The following is a 22782-nucleotide window of genomic DNA, read 5'->3' as shown; positions in this document are numbered from 1 at the left end:
ATTAATTATTTGTCATCTGTGTAATTGGTCAGAAAAGAGGGGTTTGTAGTGGATTACTATTCACTTAGTGATTACATGTTATCAATTACAATTGCCAGTATAGCGGCCTTTATTGGTATTACAGTCATAAGAAAAGTAGATTTCACAAGAGAGAACAAAAACAAAGTACGCATTCTCTCAATTATCGTTGGAGCCATCATTTATTTTACTTATCTCGACTCTTCCTTTTTAGACATTGGTTCACTGAGTAGTTTACTAACGGGTATCTTTGTTTTTCTTTTCAGTTCTTTTGCGGTTTATACGGCAGTACTTGCGATATGTTCTAAAGAAATTTCCTTTCAAAAATTATTGTTGGGCGCCATCATTTTTGCTTGTTGCATTAGTTTAGTTAACTTTATTGATATTCGAACGGAAATGGTCGAGAAGAATCTAAAAATGAATATTTTATTATTTGTTAGTGCGAACATTTTGCTGTTAGGTAACACAATTGCCACTTTTCGATTTATACGGCAGTTGAGAAAAATTGAGAAAGTAAATATTAGCTGGATCATTTACGGAAGTATTGCAGTTGGCATCGCATTCGCGAGCATTCGATTTACATTGTTTTCCAGCATTACGCTATTTTCTAATATAGATCTGTTTAATAATCGTGACATTCCGATTTCTAATTGGCTTTACCTAAATGACACGCTATTGCCGTTAACGATCAACGTGTTTGGCTTAGTATTCTTAGAACTGTTCCCAGGTTTTGTTTCAGACTTTTATAGTGAAAAACAAAAAGAGCTGATAAATAAAAATAAGCATCAATACGAGACACTGTTTGAAAACCAAGCGATTGCGATTTTTACGCTAGATGCGAGCGGGAAAATAACTAAAATTAATAAGGCGACTCAAGAAATGTTAGGTTTTCAACTAAAGGAGTTAAAAGAATTGTCTTCGTTTAGTGAATTGATTCATGCTCAACGAAAAGATGAGTTTCTAAGTTTATCGGTAATAGCCTTTAACGGGGAATCACAAATGTTCGAAACGAAGTTACTCACTCATATGAAAACGGAGGTCAATGTACAAATCACGTTAGTGCCTAATTTTTTAGAAGAAGAGTTAACACATATCACTATTTTTGCAAAAGACATTTCGGAAATTGTTGAGGCGAGAGAAAAAATTCATCATCTGGCTTACCATGATCCACTCACTCTCTTACCAAATAGAAGGTTTTTTGAAGAAGAGTTAAGTCTTAGAATTGCTGCTTCTAGCCCCGACGCACAGATGGCTGTGTGTTTCTTGGATTTGGATCGTTTTAAGTTGGTGAACGATATATTGGGTCATCAAGCAGGAGATCATTTGCTTCAGGTATTGGCAAATCGATTTACCGCTATGAACAAACAAGACCTAGTCATTTCAAGGTTAGGCGGGGATGAGTTTACTTTTCTGTTTTCGGATATTTCATCACATGAAAATTTCGAAAAACAGGTAGAAGATGTTTTAAGTCAAATACAAACGCCGTTTCTTCTCGAAAATCAGGAATTTTACATAACAGGAAGTATCGGAATAGCTTTATATCCTCAGGATAGTTGCTTTGGAGAAGATTTGATGAAATTTGCGGATGCGGCGATGTATAGTGCTAAGGAAAAGGGTAAAAACATGTATGAGTTTTATCAAAATCACCTGAAAGAAATGAACCCTAAACAATTGTTGTTAGAAGCAGATATGAGAAAAGCAGTAAAAGAAAAGCAATTCGAGATATATTATCAACCTCAGATAAATTTCGCGACTGGAAAAGTATTTGGCGTAGAAGCTTTATTGAGATGGAATCATCCAGAGGAAGGATTGATCAGTCCAGAAGATTTTATTGCAACAGCGGAAAACAACCAGTTGATTATTGAATTGGGGCAGTGGGTGTTAGCAGAGTCTAGTAAACAGGTTAAAATTTGGCAAGAAGCAGGACACGAGAAACTGCACTTGAGTGTAAACGTCTCCATTAAACAATTTTTCCACCAGAACTTTATCAAGAATATTAAAGAGATAGTTAAAAAAACGGGCTATGCTCTTAACATGCTCGACTTAGAAATAACGGAAAGTATGGCTATTCGAGATGTAGAATATGCCAAGGATATTTTTGATAAGATAAGAAATCTCGGCATTTCAATTAGCATGGATGACTTTGGGACAGGCTATAGTTCGTTAAATCACTTAAAAAACTTTTCAATCGATCGCTTGAAGATTGATGGTTCTCTTGTTCAAGACATTGCAACCGATGAAAAAGCAAGAACCATCATCAATACCATCATTGTCATGGCAAAAAACTTAAAGTTAGTTTCGCTTGCGGAGCGAGTGGAAACGGTAGAGCAACAAGATTACTTAACCGCTATCGGGTGTAATGAAGTACAAGGGTATTTGTATGCCAAACCTTTAAATCGAAATGAAATGACGAAGTTTTTGAAAGAGAACTTTAATGCTAACTTGCTAAAAAGCTCACAAATGGATTACGTTCCTCCTAATTATTTAGGGGTGACAGACAATTAAAAATTAGTTCTAATGAATGTAAAGCTGTTGAGTTCTCGACAGCTTTTTTTGCTACCTACAGAAACAGTAGTCTTGTCGTGAAGGAAACGACAAAGTTGACTTTGCTTGTTATTGAATACGCTTCCAATTATGAACTATGATAAAGAAACAACATAACTAACTATTTTGAGAAAGGGAGGATCACATGAACGATTCGAAAACAAAGGTCGGGATACAAAAGTTTGGGAACTTCTTGAGCTCTATGGTTTTACCGAATATTGGTGCATTTATTGCGTGGGGATTAATCACAGCTTTGTTTATTCCAACAGGGTTCTTTCCTAACGAAGAGCTTGGGAAATTAGTTGGACCAATGGTTCACTATATGCTGCCGCTTCTTATCGGCTATACAGGTGGGCGCTTGATTTATGACCAGCGAGGTGCAGTAGTCGGAACAATTGCGACCATGGGTGTCATTATTGGGGCTCCTGATACACCTATGTTTTTAGGTGCTATGATTATGGGTCCTCTCGGCGCATATGTGATCAAGAAATTTGATCAGTTGATTGATGGGAAAATTCGGACTGGCTTTGAAATGTTGGTCAACAACTTCTCTGCAGGAATTTTGGGTGGGGCACTGGCGATTTTTGCGTTTCTCGGTATCGGACCTGCTGTAAGTGCCTTTACGAGCGTTCTCGTTTCAGGTGTAGACTGGTTGTTAGAAGCTGGATTGTTACCATTGACGAGTATTTTGATTGAACCTGCGAAAATTTTGTTCTTAAACAACGCAATTAACCATGGTGTTTTGACACCGATCGGCTTGGAACAAGTTCAACAAGCAGGAAAATCAATTTTGTTTCTACTTGAAGCGAATCCAGGTCCAGGACTCGGCGTTCTACTGGGCTTTATGTTCTTTGGAAAAGGAATTGCGAAACAATCGGCACCTGGAGCAGCGATCATTCATTTCTTCGGGGGAATTCACGAAATTTATTTCCCCTATGTACTAATGAAGCCAATGTTGTTGTTGGCCGTAATTTTTGGGGGGATGAGTGGCGTCTTTACTCTTGTGTTAATGGGTGGCGGATTGGTTGCGCCTGCATCACCAGGAAGTATTTTAGCCATTGCAGCGGTCACACCACCTGAAGGATTGGCATACTTAGCCAACTTTACTGCGGTATTTGTTGCAACGGCTGTATCTTTTGTTATTTCAGCAATCGTTTTAAAATCAAGCAAACAAACAGATGAAGGAATCGAAGAAGCAACAAAGAAAATGGAACAGATGAAAGGGAAGAAGAGTTCTATTTCCCAGGAAATAATTCCAACAGCTACAGCTACTAGCAGTGTATTTCCTGGAAATGTCCAAAAAATTGTCTTTGCTTGTGATGCCGGGATGGGATCAAGTGCTATGGGTGCTTCTTTATTACGTAAGAAAGTAAAAGAGGCAGGATTAGGTATAGTCGTCACAAATACGGCCATCAGCACAATTCCAAGTGACTCACAAATCGTCATTACGCAGGAAAAATTGACACCGCGTGCTGAAAATAAGGTGCCAGCTGCTTATCATATTTCAGTTGACAATTTTCTATCCAGTCCGGAATACGACAAGCTGATCGAGCGTTTACAAAACGATGCGACGAGTGAAGAGCAAGAAGTGGTGGAAGAAAATCGAGCGGTTGTCGCTGGCAGCGCTGAAGAGGATCAGCTGTTGCTTGAAGAAAATGTCTTTATCGGACAAAGATTCCGCACAAAAGAAGAAGCTATTCGATTTGCTGGACAGGCATTAGTAAAAGCGGGTTATGTGGAAGAATCCTATGTGGGGGATATGCTCAAGCGTGAGGAAATCACAACGACATATATGGGCAATAACGTTGCCATTCCTCATGGCACAGAAGAGGCGAAAAAAGCAGTCATCAAGTCTGGCTTTACTGTTGTTCAAGTCCCAAATGGAGTAGACTTTGATGGAGAGCGTGCAAAAATGATTTTTGGGATTGCTGGAAAAGATGGCACACATTTAGAAATCCTTTCAGGAATCGCAGTCGTTTGTGCGGACCAAGACAATGTCGATCGACTCGTAGCAGCGAAATCTGCTAAAGAAATCATCGACATCATTAACAGCAATTAAATGACAACAACAAAAAGGCGGGAGCTCCTGCCTTTTTGTGCTATTTGCATTTCCCAGTCTTGTTGAAGGCATTTTAAAGCGAAATGAGTGAGCTGCATGTTTATCACGTTTAGAGAAAAATCCATAATCGAGCTAATTGTTAAAACCTCTGGAAAACATACGGTAAATTCGCTGTCTTCCTATTTGGATGTTAGTGCTCGAACCATTCAGCGGGATTTAAAATCAGTAGGAAAGCTATTGCAGCAATTCGACTTGACGGTGGAACGTACCGCGGATGAAGGGCTTTTTATCGAAGGACCCAACGATCAAGTTTATCGTCTCATACAAAATTTGATAACGACCAGTCCGGCAGATGAAACAGCAGAGGAGAGAAAATTGAAGTTGCTCCTAATTTTGCTGCATGAAGGCCCGTTTTTTAAAAAGCAAATGCTCGCCAACAATCTAGGTGTCAGCACCGCTACACTAACCGTTTATTTAGAGGATCTAATAAGCTGGTTAGGGAAGTTTTCAGTTGAGTTATCACGAACACGTGGCGTAGGTGTGGAAGTGGTTGGTAGAGAGACCGACAAGCGTCATGCTTTAGGAAGTTATGTTTTGTCCTTTTTTTACGAAGAGATGGTTGAAAGTTTGTATTTTCTTCAACAAGGAAAAAAACAACAACAAAAAATTCTCGGTTATTTTTTACCGGGATACATGATTGTCGTGGATGGATTAGTTGACCAGAAAATCAATAAAGAACAAACGAAGTTAGCGGATAGAGATTATATTGGCCTGGTTGTTTATTGTTGCTTGACAGTACAGCGCACGGAAAATGGATTTCCGATTGAACTTGAAGAACAACCAGAGTATGGCACTGAGCGCGAACATCAATTGATGGATGCAGTTTGTCGAGAGTTGAGTAAACAGCTTTCTATTCCATTGACTGCGGAAGATATCTATTTTTTATCAGTGATTTTAAAAGGGTCAAAAGTTCAAGCGGCTGATACGGGTTATTACGATAGCGTCTTGCTAGGTCGATTGATAAAAAATTTAATCCGCGACGTTTCAGCGCAACTACATGTAGATCTTGTCGATGACTTTTCATTGTACCAAGGGTTGCTTGCGCATATGGGCCCATCGATTTTCCGTTTAAACCAAAAACTAGAATCCTTTAATCCGTTAACAGACGAGATCAAGCGAAAATACCCCGTTTTGTTTATGGCAGTCAAGCAAAGTTTAGAAAGTGAATTTGAGGATTTGGATTTTCCGGCAGGTGAGATCGCCTACGTCGTCCTGCATTTCGGCTCAGCTTTACTGATGAATGAAGAAAGGGTTCGGATTGATGCAGTTGTTATTTGTCCAACAGGCATCGGAACTTCTAAAATGCTAGCCAGTCGGATTCAAAAAGAACTTCCTGAAATCAATTCAGTTGAAATTCTTTCTATTAACGAATTTCAGACAGCTCATTTCCAAGATTACGATCTAGTCATTTCGACAATTAGATTGCCTGTAACAGAAGTGGATTATATTATGGTTAGTCCTTTATTGAGTGATCAAGATATTGGCTATATTGAAAACTATTTGCAAAAAAATGTAGAAAAAATTACTAGTAAGAAACGATATTTGGATCTTGAGAATTCTGACCGGTCGGTAACTGCTAACAAAAAGCCGAATATTCAAAATGTACTGAGGGAAATTAAAGAAGTACAAGTAAGCATGGATACACTGTTAACTAATTTTAAAGTCATTAACACACAGCTTGCTACAGATCATTGGCAAGTTTTGCGGGAAGTAATGGAACAGGCTGAAAAAGAAGCACTTATTACAGACATTGACGCTGCCATGCATGAACTAAAAGAACGAGAGAAAAAAGGTGGACTTGGAATTCCAGATACGAATATGGCTCTTTTTCATTGTCGTGACGACTCTATCCGTGGGCTATTGTTTCAAGTTGTTCATCTCGATACCGCTCTTGTTGTTCGAGGGATGGATGGGAAAGAAATGCGTATAAAAAACCTCTTATTAATGCTAGCCCCTACATTGCTGACAGCTAGAGAGCAGGAAATACTAAGTTTAATCAGTACCAGTTTGATTGAAAGCGAAAGGTCTATGATGATTTACACATCAGCTAACGAAAAAGTAATTCGGCAAAAATTAGAAGAACTCTTTTTGGATTATTTACAAAATAAGTTGATAAAGGAATGATGACAGTGAAGAAGGCTATTCATTTTGGAGCGGGAAACATTGGTAGAGGGTTTATCGGTGCGTTATTTTCCGAATCGGGCTATCACGTAACGTTTGTGGATGTTGCAGATCAAGTAATCAATAAGTTAAATGAAGAAAAAGGCTATCAAGTAAAATTGGCACAATCGCAGGAAGAAACCATTGCGATCACCAATGTTTCGGGTATTAACAACCGGACACATGAAAATGACGTCATTGAGGCGATTCAACAAGCAACTTATTTAACCACTGCCATCGGTCCGAAAATTTTGCCGTTAATTGCACCGTTAATTGCTCGTGGTTTAGCTAAGCGCATCACGGCAACAGAGGATAAGCTTTATGTTATTGCCTGTGAAAATCAAATTGGGGCGACCGACATACTAAAGCAGCACATTTTGGATAATCTAGACGAAGAAACGAAAACCCAACTGGAAGAGAAAATTTGCTTTTTCAACTCAGCGGTTGACCGCATTGTGCCAATCCAAAATCAGGATTCATTGGATGTGTTAGTTGAACCGTATTACGAGTGGGTCGTGGAAACGACAGAGGATATTCCGCCAGTAACTGGCATGACAATAGTCAAAGATCTTGCACCGTTTATCGAACGGAAGTTGTTTACCGTGAATACTGGTCATGCCGTGATTGCTTATTTGGGCTATTTAGCGGGAAAAACGACCATTGATGAAACCTTAGGCGATGAAGAAATTGTTAGGGAAGTAAGAGCGACGTTAAAAGAAACAGGTGCTTATTTAATAAAGCAATACAAACTTGATGAAGCTGAGCATTTGGCCTATATTGATAAAAATATCGAGCGCTTTAAAAATGCTTATTTGAACGATGGCGTGACACGAGTCGGACGTGCTCCTATTCGTAAGCTAGGACCTGAAGATCGGCTAATTCGACCAGCTACACAAGCGCAAAAAGCGGGATTGCCGTACACACATCTAGCGAATGCGGTTGCAGCTGCGTTATTATTCGATTACCCAGAAGATGAAGAAGCGGTGGAAATCCAAGAAATGATTCGTGAACATGGACTTGCAGAGACGTTACAGAAGTTTAGTGGCCTCGCTGAAGATAGCGATGTTACCAAAGAAGTTATTCGTCGTTATAAAGTGCTGCAAGGGTAAAATCCAACGGAAAAGGCCACTACTGATAAAAAGTAGTGGCTTTTTTAATTGCTTCGAGTAAATCTCCAATTGCAATAGAGGTCTTTCTTTTTTACAGGCTTTAAGTAAGGTATAATTGACAGGCAAAACCACATAGGTCGAATCGAAAAATGTGATATAATTATTAAATTGAGGCAGAAAAGGTGTGTTTTACGGTTGAGCCTGGCTTTTTGTATTATTTGATCAGGAGCAAGCTGCACCTATTTGCAAATATACGGGATAAGGAAGGTTATAATGGACAACCAACAAAAAAACAAGAACGTTATCTTGATCGGCGCTGGAGTTATGAGCGCGACTTTGGGAGCAATGCTTAAAGAGTTAGCCCCTAGCTGGAATATTAAAGTGTTTGAAAAACTTGAAAAAGCAGGAGCCGAAAGTTCCAACGAATGGAATAACGCTGGAACAGGACATGCAGCACTTTGCGAGCTGAACTATACACCTGAACAAGCTGACGGCTCTATCGATATAAAAAAAGCGAGTAGCATCAACGAACAGTTTCAACTTTCGAGACAATTTTGGTCGTTTCTTGTAAATCACAAACGCATTGCTAATCCACAGGACTTTATTATGTCGATTCCGCACATGAGTTTGGTACAAGGAGAAGACAATGTACGTTTCTTAAACAACCGATTTGAAGCATTATCAAAAAGTCCTTTATTTAAAGGCATGGAATATTCAGCTGACCTAGAAAAGTTGAAAGAATGGATTCCCCTTATTATGGAAGGTCGAACTTCAACTGAAGCCATGGCGGCAACCAAAATTGATACGGGTACGGATGTTAACTTTGGTGCTTTAACGGAAATGCTGTTTACTCATTTGGAAGAGCAACAAGTCGAAATGAACTACAACCATGCAGTTAAAGACATTAAACGTAGTAGTGATAGCACGTGGGAAGTCAAAGTTCAGGACCTTGAAAACAACAAAATTGAGTACCATAACGCGGACTTCGTCTTTATCGGCGGCGGTGGCGGAAGTTTGCCTTTGCTTCAAAAGACGGGTATTCCTGAGTCTAAGCATATTGGCGGCTTCCCAGTGAGTGGCTTGTTCTTAGTTTGCAACGATCCTGAAATTGTAGAGCAACATCATGCAAAAGTATATGGAAAAGCAAAAGTTGGCGCTCCGCCAATGTCCGTACCGCATTTGGATACACGCTTTATTGACGGCAAGAAATCATTATTGTTCGGACCATTTGCAGGATTTTCACCGAAATTCCTGAAAACAGGCTCAAACATGGATTTACTCGGTTCTGTAAAACCAAATAACGTCTTTACCATGCTTGCTGCAGGGGCGAAAGAAATGTCGTTAACAAAATATTTGGTTCAGCAAGTATTGCTATCCAATGAAAAACGCGTGGAAGAACTGCGCGAATTTATTCCGACTGCCAAACTTGCAGACTGGGATGTAGTAGTCGCAGGACAGCGTGTACAAGTTATTAAAGATACGGATAAAGGCAAAGGAACTCTTCAGTTTGGTACGGAAATTGTTACTTCTGGGGACGGTTCGGTTGCTGCTTTATTAGGCGCTTCACCAGGTGCATCTACGGCTGTTCATGCCATGCTTGAAATTTTCCAAAGATGTTTTCCGGATCATGTGGGCGAATGGGAACCGAAGATCAAAGAGATGATTCCGTCTTACGGCATCTCGTTGGCTGAGAATCCTGAGCTTCTTCAAGAAATCCATACTTCAACAGCAAAAGCGTTGCAATTGGATGAAAAAAGCCCAATCGGAATTTAAGTAGAAAAATATATCAAAAGGGCTGTCCCAAAAGTCATGAAAAATGACTTTTCAGGGCAGCCCTTTTTTGTATGGCTGAGAAATAGTTGCTGTCCATTCCGACGGACGCTTTCCGCGGGCACGGCCTCAGCCGGCTGCCGTCTTCACCACGCGTCGCTCCGTCACTGCTCCCATCAGCTTCTTTGAACAGGCACCACAAAATTGACCGAGAAAGTGTGTTGCATCCTACTAAGGGCAATCCGTCGTTCCGTCGATTCCTCCTCCCGGGCCTCGATAAAGTGTATACGACGTTCGAAATTGTGGCATGGACCTACAATCTTCTAAAAGCATACGGCATCGTCAACTGCGTTCAGGAAGCTCATCACAAAAAAAGACGATGAAAAAAATTTCTTTTTCATCGTCTTTTTAGGGACTTATGGGACAGCCCCTTTTAAATTCTACTTTTTACATTCCCAGTGGCAATTCAAAAACTATTTTTCTCCGGTTGTGTTATTTAAAGAATGGAGTTTTTTTCAAGGCAACTGCAACTGGAATGGCAATAATCAGTCCGACGAAGTTTTGAACTAAGTTTCCAGGAATCGAAGCAGCAGGAATAATCCAACTGCTAAAGATAATAGCTTCCCCGACGTAATAAATGGCAACCATCAGCGGAATTGAAAGAGTTGCTGCAAAAATATTGAAAGCTGTACTGCTACCATTTCTGCCACCAGACCAAGCAATTTTCCCGACTAAGTAACCTTGGAGACCACGAGCCACAATTGTAATGGGCGCCCATAAAGTCCACCCAGAGACTAAATCAAATAGCCCCATGCCGATTGCACCAGCAATCAAGCCTTTTTTGGGACCAAAAAGAATGGCGATGATGAAAAGCATCGCAGTACCAAGGTGGACAAGGCCGCCGTTTGCAGCAATTGGCAAGCGAATATTTAGTAGTAAAGTAGCGACGAAGACAAGGGCAATGGCCATAGCGCTCAAAATCAAATCGAGTGTCCGTGAATTAGCGGCAGGTGAATAGCTAGTCGTTTTTTGCATCGTTAGTAACCTTCCTATCTGTCCGTTTTCACATAACATTAGCAGAAGATTGGACTAGTTAAAAGTATCAATTCCGAACAAAACTTAGAGGTCAGATTGTATTTTAAATTGATAGGAGAAATTTATAAGACGGTAAAGCCCAGCTAGATTCGGAAAGTTTCCGAGTCTAGCTGGGCTTTTAAGTAGGGGTATCAAGTCAAACAACAGGTTCTCCGTGGATAATTTCCATAATTCCTGTATCTTTAGCTGTCACTGCACCAGACTTTAGGAGTTTGATTGACTGGCTTTCTTCAAGATTTGTGAAAACGATAGGCGTAACGATGGAAGCCGCATGTTCAGCGATATAATCAAGATCCATTTCCATCAAGAGTTGTCCTTGCTCTACCAAGTCACCTTGTTCAATATGCGATGTAAACCCTTCGCCTTTTAGATGGACTGTATCAATACCGATGTGAATTAGAATTTCCGTACCGTTATCTGCCGCAATCCCAATAGCGTGCTTAGTAGGGAAGACCGTAACAACTTTTCCGTTTACCGGAGAAAAAACTTTTCCTTCTGTCGGTTTAATTGCAAATCCATCTCCAACCATTTTGCCGGAGAATACTTGGTCCGGAACTTCTGAAATTGGAAGAAGTTCACCTGTAATCGGGCTATTGAATTCTAATGGCGTTGCCGATGCAACTGTATTTTCCGTCGGAGCAGCAGTTTTGGAAGCTGGACGAGGGGATTTACCATTCATGATATCCTGCATTTGTCCGCGTAAGCTATCCGAAACCGGTCCGAAGATCGCCTGAATGTTGTTGCCGACTTCCATGACACCGGAAGCGCCAAGTTTTTTCAATCTCTTTTTATCGACGTTTCCTTTATCTGCTACACTGACGCGCAGACGTGTGATACAAGCATCAAGGTGTTTGATGTTTTCTTGTCCGCCCATGGCAGCAAGAATTTCATACGGCAAGTCGCCGATTTCTTCCATCTCTTCGTCGCCTTCTTCTTCTGGTTCGCGTCCAGGTGTCATCAAGTTGAATTTCAAGATGGCAAAACGGAAACCAAAGTAGTAGATGACCGAGAACACGAGACCGACAACGATGACCCAGAACCATTCTGTTCTACCGGGTAAAACACCGAAGAGCAAAAAGTCAATCAGTCCACCGGAGAACGTCATTCCGATTTTAACATCGAGCAAGTGCATCGTCATAAACGACAATCCTGCGAAAATAGCATGAATACCAAACAACACAGGAGCTACAAACAAAAATGTGAACTCAAGTGGTTCTGTAATTCCAGTTAAGAAAGAAGTCAACGCACCTGAGGCCATAATACCGCCAACAATTTTCTTTTTCTCAGGGCGTGCACAATGATAGATAGCAAGTGCTGCAGCGGGAAGGCCGAACATCATGAATGGAAATTTACCGGTCATGAATGTACCAGCCGTAAAGTCTACACCGTCCTGCAATTGAGCAAAGAAGATCCGTTGGTCGCCGCGGACAATTTCACCAGCCGCTGTTGTGTATTGACCGAATTCAAACCAGAAAGGCGAGTAGAAAATATGGTGCAATCCAAATGGAATCAGAGAGCGTTCAATAACACCGAATACAAAAGCTGCAAGCGTACGGTTTGTCTCCAACATGAAATGGGAAAGTGTATTTAATCCAGTTTGAGCGAATGGCCAAACCATGAACATAATAATGCCAAGAAAAACAGCAGAGAAAGCCGTAACGATGGGAACAAAGCGCTTTCCTGCAAAAAATCCTAAAAACTGTGGCAATTGGATATTGAAAAATTTATTGTACATGAAAGCGGCTAAGACACCAACGATAATTCCGCCGAAAACACCGGTCTGTAGCGTAGGGATGCCTAATACATTAGCGTATGCTGGATCAGTAGTCATTTCCAGCGTAATTCCACCAAATGCCTTCATCGTAACATTCATGATCAAGTAACCGATGATGGCTGCGAGTCCTGCTACCCCGTCACCGCCGGCAAGACCAATGGCGACACCTACAGCAAAGAGTAAAGGTAAGTTAGCAAAGACAACTCCACCCGCTTCTGCCATAACGTATAATAATTGCTGAATCCAGTCAGCTCCCATAAAAGGAACCGCTTCCAAAAATGATTCTTGTGCAAAACTAGTACCAAAAGCTAACAGAATACCAGCAGCGGGCAAGAGTGCGACAGGTAACATTAAAGCTTTACCTACTTTTTGCAAAGTACCGAAAAAATTGAATGACATATAACTTCCTCCTTTATGTTTTAACTATGAAAAAACAATTGAATGGATACAAAAAGGCATGAGCAGAAAAGGGAAAGTTGGTCAGAGGGCAGGTTTGTCCTAGTAGTCAACTTTTCATCTTTTCATACTCATGCCTGATCGAATCAGTAACACGTATGTCAGAATTTATGTGTTAAGCGTTGCAGATGAATGGTCAAATACATGACTTCCGCTTCATCTACCGGCTTATTCAATTGATTTTGCATGACTTTAATGAGCTTGTAGGCAAGATTATAGCATACAGGATATTCACTTTTCAACATAGCAGCTAATTTATTTTCTTCACCAAGCAACGTGCCTTTTGCGGCTCGGTCAATCGCGCGGTGAAGGTGTTGAATGAGACGATGATAGTCAATATTGTTTTTTTCCAATTGAATATCAAGATTGTCTTCGATAATATTCACCATTTTTGAAATCAGCGCATGGTACCGATTGATGTCGCGTAAAGACTTATCTGTTACCGCACTGTGAATATGGAGCGCGATAAAACCAACTTCACCTTCTGGAAAAGAAACGCCTGTCCGCTCTTCCACCTTTGTCACAACGTCTTTGGCCACTAAGTATTCTTTTGGATACAGTGACTCAATTTCAAATAAAAAAGGATTGGAGAATTGAATCTCTTTTTTTGCACGATTAATGGCAAACGCAATGTGATCAGTCAAAGCCACGTGGATATGCTCGTTCAATTGCTTATCCATTTTTTCCTCGATGAAAAGAAGGAGTTCATGAATAAAGATAAGGAGCTTTTCCTCAATATAAGGAAGTAGATTGACATATTGTTCCATTTCATTTTCATCTTTTAGCAAAAATGTTTTATCTGCTTCGTCAAAAGGAATCGAATCTCCTTTTTTTCGATTGAATCCGAGGCCATTGCCAATTAATACGACTTCTTTATAGGTATCATGGTGGGCAATCACAACATTATTATTTAATACTTTTTGAATGATTAAAATTTGTTCCATACTAGCCTCCATCTGCAGCTTCAACTTATGTAACAGCTGAATATTTCTTGCGTGTTAGGCGTATTTTCTGTGAACCATACGTAAAATTCGAAATTCCTCTTTCCGTCATTCTAACATTTTCTGTCTATTCGCAATAGAAATTTATTACGCTATATTCTAGAACTGAGGATATCTAGCTATTTGGATGCCTTAAAGAAGGTACCAGAGTTTTAATCGGTGTAGATACGGTAGGCGGCACGGCAGATTCATTGAGTTTAAAAATAACAGGACGTATACTTGTATTAATTAGTTGTCTTTAATCAACAGGAGGTAATAACGTGTCAATCAAACCTAAAGCCGTCTTTTTGGACATGGACGGAACAATTTTAAATCACCACAACAAAGTGAGTGCAGAAACGAAACAAATTATAGATGAGCTGCGAAATGAAGGCATTTTCGTATTTATCGCGACAGGAAGGTCTTCTGCTGAACTGGTGGGGATGCTACCGGAAGGGTTTATGGTAGATGGCATCATTACCGCAAACGGCATGGCGGGTTACATTGGAAACGAAGTAGTTTTTGAGCACTCTCTTCCGCTGGATTTAGTAGAAGCCATCATCAAGAAAGCGCGTGAACATAAAATCTATTACGAACTTTTTCCGCATGGTCAATCCCAGCAAGTATTAAAGCAGGACAAAGAATTTGTCGAAGCTGCAGTGCGCGATCCCAAGCCCGAATCGGTACAGACGAACGAATGGATTTCACGCCAACAAGCAATCAAAGAAGATATTAGATGGGTAGAGGAACTAACAGAAAGTCATTTCTCCAAATTTTATTTTTTTGCAAGAACTCGCGATGAAATCGACAACTGGAAACAAGAGTTAGAAGAGCTACAAAAGCTTATGCAGTTTACGATGACTCCCTCTTCTCCAAATAATATGGAAGTAATGGTCGCGAATGTGAGCAAGGCGTCTGGAATCGCTCAAATGCTGGAACGCTTTGGGTTAATCGGCTTTGAAACACTCGCCATTGGAGACAGTGACAACGATGTAAAGATGTTCGAATACGTATCTCACGCTGTAGCAATGAAAAACGCCCCCGCTCACATTCAAGCAGTAGTGGATGAAGTCACAGCGTTTACTTGTGATGAAAACGGTGTTTACCATTACCTGAAAACGAGTGTGTTGGCAAATATCGCTAAGAAATCACCAAGAGCTTAAAATAACCCAAACCGGAGATGTTTTCATTTTCCAGTTTGGGTTATTTTTTATGAAACCACGAAACTATTGGTTATCTTTAGGAGAGATACTGCTCCATGTATCAATACCATCATCGTCGTCAAATTCAATAATAACATCTGTTACATTTTTTACGCTTTCTTTTATTTTCTTCTCAATATAATTTCGAATATCATCTGCTTCTTTAATGGTCATATTGGAATCTACTTCAACTTTGAGTTCAACATGAAGACTTTCACCTTCTTTAATGACGTCCAGATCTTGAATGTCGTTGATGTGTGGATGTTGTAAAATTCGAGCACCCATCCGTGCCTGCATTTTCACATCAGCTACACCAAGTGCACCGGCTGCATTATCCATAAAGATACGACCGACTACCAAAACAAGTGCAACACCAATAATAATCGAAGCGTAGCCTGTCGCACTATGAAAAGGTGTATATGTCGCAACGATAATTGCCAGCATGGCAAGGACCGCTCCACCAACTGCAACATTGTCTTCTAAAAAGACCAATTTCGAAGCAGGTTTAGCATCTTTCACGTGTTTATAGCTTTCTGGAATCAATTTAAATCCTTTAACTTGTTCTTTTGGAAGGTGCTCCGTAATTTCTTTCATGGCTTTATAAAGAACAGCAGCTTCAAGAAGCGCCGAAGCACCCAATACACCAATATTCAACCAAAACCAATCTTCTGAATGTGTAGCATTCGAAATGTGATGAATTCCCTCAACAATTGTTTCATAAGCTAAGACAGCAACAATCAATACGGCACCGAGCAGGACGAGATTGACCAAACGTCCAAATCCTCCAGGAAATTTTTCTGTTGGTTCTTTCTTACTCAATGCGGAGCCGATAAACACAAAAAATTGATTGGCGGCATCACCAAAGCTATGCATCATTTCAGCAAACATCGCGACATTCCCAGTAATCATATAGGCTGCCGTCTTGATGATGGCAACGACACTATTAATAACGGCTGCCCATAAAGCCGACCTTGTACCGAATTTCATCAATCCGAAAAGTTCCCTCATACTATTTTCTCCTTCCAGCCATGAGACATTGATAATTTACCATTAGTTAATTCAATTCCCTCAGTCCCGAAGTTGAAACACAGAGCAGTTGGCAGAGAACAATAAAACGGTGAAAATCTGATGAGCAATCAAAAAAGAAAACCGTTCCATATGGGTGTATACTGTTACAATACGTAAAACAAGCGCGTGTTTGGAGGAAAAAGGATGTTTAGCAATATTTCAGTAAATGATTTGATGCCTTTAAGTGAACAGAAAAAGATGGTGCTAATCGATGTCAGGTCGCCATCGGAGTATAAGAATTTTTCAATACCAGGCAGCATCAATATTCCTTTTTTCGATGATACAGAACGAGCAGAAATTGGAACTCTTTATAAGCAAGCGAGTGTGGAAGCTGCAAAAGTACGAGGTCTGGAGATTATATCAGCTAAATTACCAGAATTTGTTCAACGGTTTAAGCAGGTTGAAGGCAGCAAAACGGTCTTTTGCTGGCGCGGTGGCATGCGTAGCCGCACTACAGCTACACTTTTGTCGTTGATGGACGTTCACGTCAGTCGCTTAGAGGGCGGAATCCGCGAATACCGCAGATGGGTTGTGAGCCAGCTCGACCAGCCAGAAGCACCTTTTAAAGCATATGTATTGAACGGCTTAACCGGTACAGGTAAAACAAGAATTTTAAAAGCTTTGGAAAAGCAGGGCTATCCGGTTATCGATTTAGAAGGACTGGCCAATCATAAAGGTTCGATTTTCGGTCATATTGGCGTTGAGCCACATAATCAGAAAATGTTTGATTCGCTGCTGGTCCAGCAATGCCGAGAGCTAGAGAAATCTCCATTTATTCTTTTTGAAGCCGAAAGCGCGAGAATCGGGAAAATTGTCATTCCGAGTTGGCTAACAGAATTGAAAGCCAATAGCGTTCAACTGATCATCGACATGCCCATGGAAGAACGAATCAAAGAAATTATTGAAGATTACCGTCCAGTGGAATACCAAGCCGAGTGTATCGCAGCTTTTCAACGAATCAAAACACGGATGCCTTTAAACATTTCAAAGCAAATTGAAGTAGCTTTAGAAGTCGGTGAATTTCCCTCTGCAGTAAGATTGCTGCTGGAGTATTATTACGATTCACGCTATCAACATACAGGTCTTCAATATCCTGATGCGCAAAAAAAAGTACTGCAAGTTAGGAATTTAGAAGAAGCCATTGAAGCGATAAAAAAACAGATTCCGAAAATTGAAGAATCTCCAATCATATAAATGATAAGTAACTTTTAAAATCAAAAAAAATCCCCTCAACGTCTTGTTGGAGGGGATTTTCTTTAACTATCAAAGTCGAACAGGTAGAGAAGTTGATTCACCCTCCGCAGTCGGGGATAATAAAGACAACTGTCACCGGTATTCGAGTGTCCTGGAAAGGAACTACTATCATGAATTTTTCACTTAATGAAATAAAAATAAAAAAATTATGCGGAATCGCAGCTTATAAAAAAGGCAAAAGCTTTATTCAAGCTGGAAAAATTCGGCTATTACCAGATTTGAGTGATGACCGACTGATAAAAGCTGTTGTTACAGGACGCAATGAATTTTACGTGAGCGTTAAACAACAGGAGGATGGTGAAATCCTCGCTTCTTGTAGCTGTCCACCGGTAGGTTTTGTGCAGACCTATTGCCATCATATTGCAGGAGTTTTACTAGCGATAGATGACATGCAACAACGTGAGAATCCAGCTGTGAAAATGTTGGATTTGTTTGCGCGACAGAAGAATGGGACGAAAGGACGCCAATATTTTGATAAACGGCAATTGCTTCACATTGAATTTAGTTTGTTGCCGGTGATGTCGGGAGAAAACGATCACGTACTCGCCTTACGAGTCGCTGCGGGTATTGAACATTTAGCAACTATTGGTGATCTCGACACGTTTTTAAAGGCGGTCAGAGCGGAAGAAACTTATAGCGAGTCTACTGGCTTTTATTACTCACCGGAAGAGCATCGTCTGCAAGACGAAACCACAACAGTGCTCGATTATTTAGCAAGGACTCGACTTGCTGGCGCAGTAAGAACAGAAGGCACAGAACTGCTAGTCATGGCAGCTCCGGATTGGGAGCGGTTATTGCCGTTACTTCAAGCCGCACCTTACGTCAAACTTGTTAGAGACCGAGTCATTACGGACGGCATTCGCGTGGAAAAAGAATTGCCTTTGTCTTTTCATTTTGCTGAGCATCGTTCTGGAGGGTTCCGGCTAGATGTTGAAGGACTCGAAGAAGTGCTAATTCTAAAAGATTATGAAATGGCAATTGCGGATGAGGCATTGTTCTATTTGGCCGAAGAAGACGCTAGACACTTAACAGAACTAAAGGAATTTCTGCCAAACTCCGTTGATCAGTTGCTTATCTCAGCACAAGAAATCGATCATTTCATGGCGACAGTCGTACCTGGACTAGAACGTTTGGGAAACGTGTATATTGCAGACGCAGTAGCAGAACGATTAGTGAAAACGCCTCTTCGTGCCAAATTATTCCTCGATCGCATTAAACATCGCTTACTAGCCGGAGTGGAATTCCATTATGGCCACTTAGTTATTAATCCATGTGAAGAAGCAGAAGGTGGACCTCGCCATTATCCGGGGATCCGTAGACAACGTCACCAAGAACAAGATATTCTACAAATTATGAAAGACAGTGAGTTTACACAAACCGATGGCGGCTTCTATATGCAAGACGAGGAAGCGGAGTATCATTTTCTCTATCACGTTATGCCTGTGCTCGAAGAATTGATGCAGGTATTTGCAACAACTGCTGTAAAAATGCGCGTTCAAAAAAATTATGGTGGTCCGAAAGTAAAGTTGGAAATAAGTGAACGTACAGATTGGCTAGAGTTCCGCTTTGACTTACAAGACATTCCAGAATCTGAAATCAAGAAAATTTTGGAGGCGTTAGAAGAGAAGCGACCATTTTACCGAATCCCTAACGGAACGTTAATGTCTTTAGAAACACAACAATTCCTTGAGTTGAGTGATTTTTTACGTGACTTGGCTGTTACTGCAACTAATTTTGGAAGAGAAGAGATCCGAATTCCATTGATCCATGGGTTGCAAGTAGTCGCTTCACTAGAAGATGGACAATTGCTCGATCCAGGCGCAGATTTTTCCAGTTTGTTGCAAAGCTTGAATCGTCCAGAAAAATTGACTACAGATATACCAGAAAGTTTAAATGGAGTTCTTCGAGATTATCAGGAAGCCGGCTTTCGTTGGCTTAAGCTGCTCGCGAAATACCAATTCGGTGGTATTTTGGCTGATGACATGGGGCTTGGAAAAACCTTGCAAAGCATCGCTTTTATCGTATCGGTACTCCCCGAGATTCGGAAGCAGCGGCAACCTGTACTCGTAGTTGCTCCTTCGTCGCTAGTTTACAATTGGCTGAACGAACTAGCTAAATTTGCACCAAGCATTAAAGCTGGCATTATAGACGGTGACAAAAGACAAAGAGCTTTGTCGATTAAAAAAATGCAAGAGTCGGACGTTATCATTACTTCTTACCCTTCAATGCGCATGGATCAAGTGCTATACCGAGATCAACGCTTTCATACTTTGTTTTTGGACGAAGCCCAGGCTTTTAAAAATCCGGTTACGCAAACAGCAAAAGCAGTTAAGGCGATTCAAGCAGATTACCGATTTGCATTGACCGGAACCCCAATTGAAAACTCTTTAGACGAATTGTGGTCGATTTTCAACGTGATATTTCCTGAACTTCTCCCAAATCGTAGGCTGTTTAGCGAAATGAGACGTGACAGCATCAAAAAACGAGTTCGACCATTTATTTTGCGGCGCATCAAAGCAGAGGTGTTAACAGAACTTCCAGATAAAGTAGAAACGATTCGATTTTCAGAACTACAAAAAGAACAAAAACAATTATACGCTGCGTACTTAGCTGAATTAAAACAAGATGCGCTGAAGCATTTAAACAAAGATAGCTTTCAAAAAAACCGAATTCGAATTTTGGCAGGTCTTACGAGGTTGCGTCAATTGTGCTGCCATCCGGCATTATTTGTGGAAGACTATAATGGAGGATCTGCTAAGTTTGACCAACTGATGGAGCTCATAGAGGAATGCCGACTGACTGGCCGGCGTGTGCTAGTCTTTTCACAGTTTACTAAGATGCTCGGCATGATTGGTCATCAATTAACAAAAGAAGGGGTCTCTTACTTTTATTTGGATGGTCAAACGCCGCCAGTAGAACGAGTAGACTTATGCACACGTTTTAATGAGGGTCAAGGTGAGTTATTTTTGATTTCTTTAAAAGCGGGGGGCACCGGTTTGAATTTAACAGGTGCGGATACAGTGGTGTTGTATGATCTTTGGTGGAACCCAGCTGTCGAGCAACAAGCAGCAGATCGTGCCCATCGGATGGGACAAAAAAAGGAAGTTCAAGTTGTCCGATTAATTGCTAAGGGGACTATTGAAGAGAAAATCAATGAACTGCAAATGAAAAAGAAAAACTTGATTGATGATGTAATCCAATCGGGGGAAGAACCGTTAAAGGTGATGTCGGCAGAGGATATCCGAGAAATTTTGATGACATAGTCAATTCGAATCGCCACAAGGTCTTTTCTGAAAAGGAATTTTCGAGTTGAATTTGATAAAATGGAAAGAAGAGATGAGGTGTTGATATGGATCCACAAAGTATGCTGAAAAAAGTAAAAAACCGCACTCCTGAAGTTTTAGGAAATAAGGAATTTTCGAAATACGCAATTCTTTTACCTCTTATCGAAAAAGATGGAGAAATCCATGTCCTCTTTGAAGTTCGTTCTTACGATCTTAGAAATCAACCCGGAGAAATTTGTTTTCCAGGTGGGAAAATTGATTTTCAGGATCAGACAGAAGAAGACACAGCAGTCCGTGAAACAATTGAAGAATTGGGAATAGAACGAGCAGAAATCTCAGATATTTATCCGTTGGACTATATCGTTTCGCCTTTTGGCATGATCGTCTACACATTCGCTGGTGTGATTAATCCAGAAACGGCATTCACTCCTAATCCACCGGAAGTTGACAGCATTTTTACGGTGCCACTATCTTTTTTCTTGGAAAAGGAACCGAAAATCTATCGTGTCAATTTTGATATCCAACCAGAAGAAAGTTTTCCTTTTGATCTGATTGCTGGAGGCGAAAACTACAATTGGCGAACACGCCAGGTAGATGAGTATTTTTACATTTATGGTGACAAAGTCATTTGGGGATTAACTGCCAAGATTCTGGCACACTTTATTGAGATCATTCGCTGAATGGTCTTTTTTTTTGAAAAAACAGGTCTTTTATCATGATTTTAGAATAATGCATAGAGAAGCTATTAAAGAAGAGAATGAACGTGTATAATTATTCATATAACTGATAATTATAATTATTTTGATAGAAGGAGTCCTGACAATGACAACACAGCAACTTGAAGTTATTAACAATACCAGCAAAAAAGAAAAGCCGGTGAAAGACCAAGTGCCATTCGGGACTACCTTTACAGATCATATGTATATGCTCGAATACCAAACAGAAAAGGGCTGGTATGATCCTAAAATTGTACCCTATGGACCCATTAGCTTAGATCCGGCAGCGATGATCTTCCATTACGGTCAAACAGTTTTTGAAGGCATGAAGGCTTATCATACAGAAGACGGCCGCATTCTATTATTCCGTCCTGAGAAAAACTTTGAACGTCTCAATCTTTCTAGCGAACGTCTAAGCATTCCAGCAATCGATGAGCAACTAGCGCTCGAGCATTTAATGCAATTAGTCAAACTGGAAAAAGAGTGGGTACCCAAAACGCCTGGAACTTCTCTTTATATCCGCCCTTATATTATTTCAACAGATGCAAATTTGGCAGTCGGACCTTCTCAAACCTATAAATATATGGTCATTTTGTCGCCGGTAGGCTCTTATTTCTCAGGCGGTCTTCAGCCAGTAGTCATTCATGTAGAAGAGAAATTTACTCGCGCTGTCAAAGGCGGAACGGGGATGGCCAAAACAGCAGGAAACTATTCGTCAGGCTACCAAGCACAAGCAGATGCTAAAAAAGAAGGCAACGCGGATGTCTTGTGGCTCGATGGTGTTGAGAAAAAATACATTGAAGAAGTTGGCAGCATGAACATCTTCTTCAAAATAAATGGGGAAGTCGTAACACCTGAGTTAAATGGCAGTATCTTAAAAGGCATTACGCGCATGTCCATTATTGAATTGCTCGGCACATGGGGAATCGCTGTAACAGAAAAACGCGTTTCTATTGATGAGTTGTATGAAGCTTATGAAGCGGGCCACGTAGAAGAAGTCTTTGGTACAGGTACAGCTGCAGTTATCTCACCGGTAGGAGAACTAAACTACAAAGGTAAAAAAATGATCGTTAATAACCATGAAATTGGTGAGTTGTCACAAAAGCTATACGACACGATTACGGGAATCCAAACAGGAAAAATTGAAGATACACTTGGTTGGACAGTAGAAGTAAAATAAAAAAATCTTTTTAATCGCTCTATTTCAACCCATAGCTGTTAGCTTATCCATTG

General features: G+C 40.5%; 14 protein-coding genes. 10 read left to right on the top strand and 4 right to left on the bottom strand.

What is annotated here, in order from left to right; genetic code table 11:
• Positions 1 to 48: 48 nt before the first annotated feature.
• The 5 genes from FQ085_RS14005 to FQ085_RS13985 all read left to right on the top strand — a co-directional run bounded on the left by FQ085_RS14005 (position 49) and on the right by FQ085_RS13985 (position 9723).
• Complete coding sequence (locus tag FQ085_RS14005) at positions 49 to 2523, top strand: sensor domain-containing protein (protein WP_149456896.1); 2475 nt, start codon at positions 49 to 51, stop codon at positions 2521 to 2523.
• A gap of 184 nt (positions 2524 to 2707) precedes the next feature.
• Positions 2708 to 4621 carry a PTS mannitol transporter subunit IICBA gene (locus FQ085_RS14000; RefSeq protein WP_058383927.1) on the top strand — a complete coding sequence of 638 codons (1914 nt, stop codon included), beginning with the start codon at positions 2708 to 2710 and terminating at the stop codon, positions 4619 to 4621.
• 96 nt (positions 4622 to 4717) lie between these two features.
• Entirely contained in the window at positions 4718 to 6805 is a 2088-nt protein-coding gene (locus tag FQ085_RS13995) for a BglG family transcription antiterminator (RefSeq protein WP_149456895.1), read from the top strand.
• Positions 6806 to 6810: 5 nt separating this feature from the next.
• Positions 6811 to 7950, top strand: coding sequence for a mannitol-1-phosphate 5-dehydrogenase (locus FQ085_RS13990; RefSeq protein WP_149456894.1), 1140 nt, complete (start codon positions 6811 to 6813; stop codon positions 7948 to 7950).
• A gap of 273 nt (positions 7951 to 8223) precedes the next feature.
• Entirely contained in the window at positions 8224 to 9723 is a 1500-nt protein-coding gene (locus FQ085_RS13985) for a malate:quinone oxidoreductase (protein WP_149456893.1), read from the top strand.
• Positions 9724 to 10212: 489 nt separating this feature from the next.
• On the opposite strand, the gene FQ085_RS13980 is transcribed toward FQ085_RS13985, so the two are convergent.
• The 3 genes from FQ085_RS13980 to glcT form a co-directional block, all read right to left on the bottom strand.
• Positions 10213 to 10755, bottom strand: a complete 543-nt coding sequence (locus FQ085_RS13980) for an ECF transporter S component (protein WP_058383931.1) — start codon at positions 10753 to 10755, stop codon at positions 10213 to 10215.
• 196 nt (positions 10756 to 10951) lie between these two features.
• Entirely contained in the window at positions 10952 to 12988 is a 2037-nt protein-coding gene (ptsG, locus tag FQ085_RS13975) for a glucose-specific PTS transporter subunit IIBC (protein ID WP_149456892.1), read from the bottom strand.
• 158 nt (positions 12989 to 13146) lie between these two features.
• Positions 13147 to 13989 (bottom strand): glucose PTS transporter transcription antiterminator GlcT, encoded by an 843-nt coding sequence (gene glcT / locus FQ085_RS13970; RefSeq protein ID WP_058383933.1) that lies wholly within the window; start codon positions 13987 to 13989, stop codon positions 13147 to 13149.
• A gap of 317 nt (positions 13990 to 14306) precedes the next feature.
• Between glcT and FQ085_RS13965 the strand changes: the two genes are divergently transcribed.
• Complete coding sequence (locus tag FQ085_RS13965; RefSeq protein ID WP_149456891.1) at positions 14307 to 15188, top strand: HAD family hydrolase; 882 nt, start codon at positions 14307 to 14309, stop codon at positions 15186 to 15188.
• Positions 15189 to 15251: 63 nt separating this feature from the next.
• Here FQ085_RS13965 and FQ085_RS13960 read toward each other — a convergent pair whose 3' ends face one another.
• Positions 15252 to 16235 (bottom strand): cation diffusion facilitator family transporter, encoded by a 984-nt coding sequence (locus FQ085_RS13960; protein WP_149456890.1) that lies wholly within the window; start codon positions 16233 to 16235, stop codon positions 15252 to 15254.
• Between the two features lie 204 nt (positions 16236 to 16439).
• Here FQ085_RS13960 and mnmH point away from each other — a divergent pair, with 204 nt between their 5' ends.
• From mnmH to FQ085_RS13940, 4 genes are all read left to right on the top strand, one after another.
• On the top strand, positions 16440 to 17489 hold the full coding sequence (mnmH, locus tag FQ085_RS13955) for a tRNA 2-selenouridine(34) synthase MnmH (protein WP_058383936.1): 1050 nt from the start codon (positions 16440 to 16442) through the stop codon (positions 17487 to 17489).
• A 170-nt stretch (positions 17490 to 17659) separates the two neighbouring features.
• The gene (locus FQ085_RS13950) at positions 17660 to 20812 is read left to right on the top strand and encodes a DEAD/DEAH box helicase (protein WP_149456889.1); all 3153 of its coding nucleotides are present in this window, start codon (positions 17660 to 17662) and stop codon (positions 20810 to 20812) included.
• A gap of 86 nt (positions 20813 to 20898) precedes the next feature.
• The gene (locus FQ085_RS13945) at positions 20899 to 21513 is read left to right on the top strand and encodes an NUDIX hydrolase (protein ID WP_058383938.1); all 615 of its coding nucleotides are present in this window, start codon (positions 20899 to 20901) and stop codon (positions 21511 to 21513) included.
• Between the two features lie 142 nt (positions 21514 to 21655).
• Positions 21656 to 22729, top strand: a complete 1074-nt coding sequence (locus FQ085_RS13940) for a branched-chain amino acid aminotransferase (RefSeq protein ID WP_058383939.1) — start codon at positions 21656 to 21658, stop codon at positions 22727 to 22729.
• The last annotated feature ends 53 nt before the right edge of the window (positions 22730 to 22782 follow it).

The organism is Planococcus sp. ANT_H30, assembly GCF_008369335.1.
Classification (GTDB): Bacteria; Bacillota; Bacilli; order Bacillales_A; family Planococcaceae; genus Planococcus; species Planococcus kocurii.
This window is presented reverse-complemented; position numbering and strand designations above follow the sequence as displayed.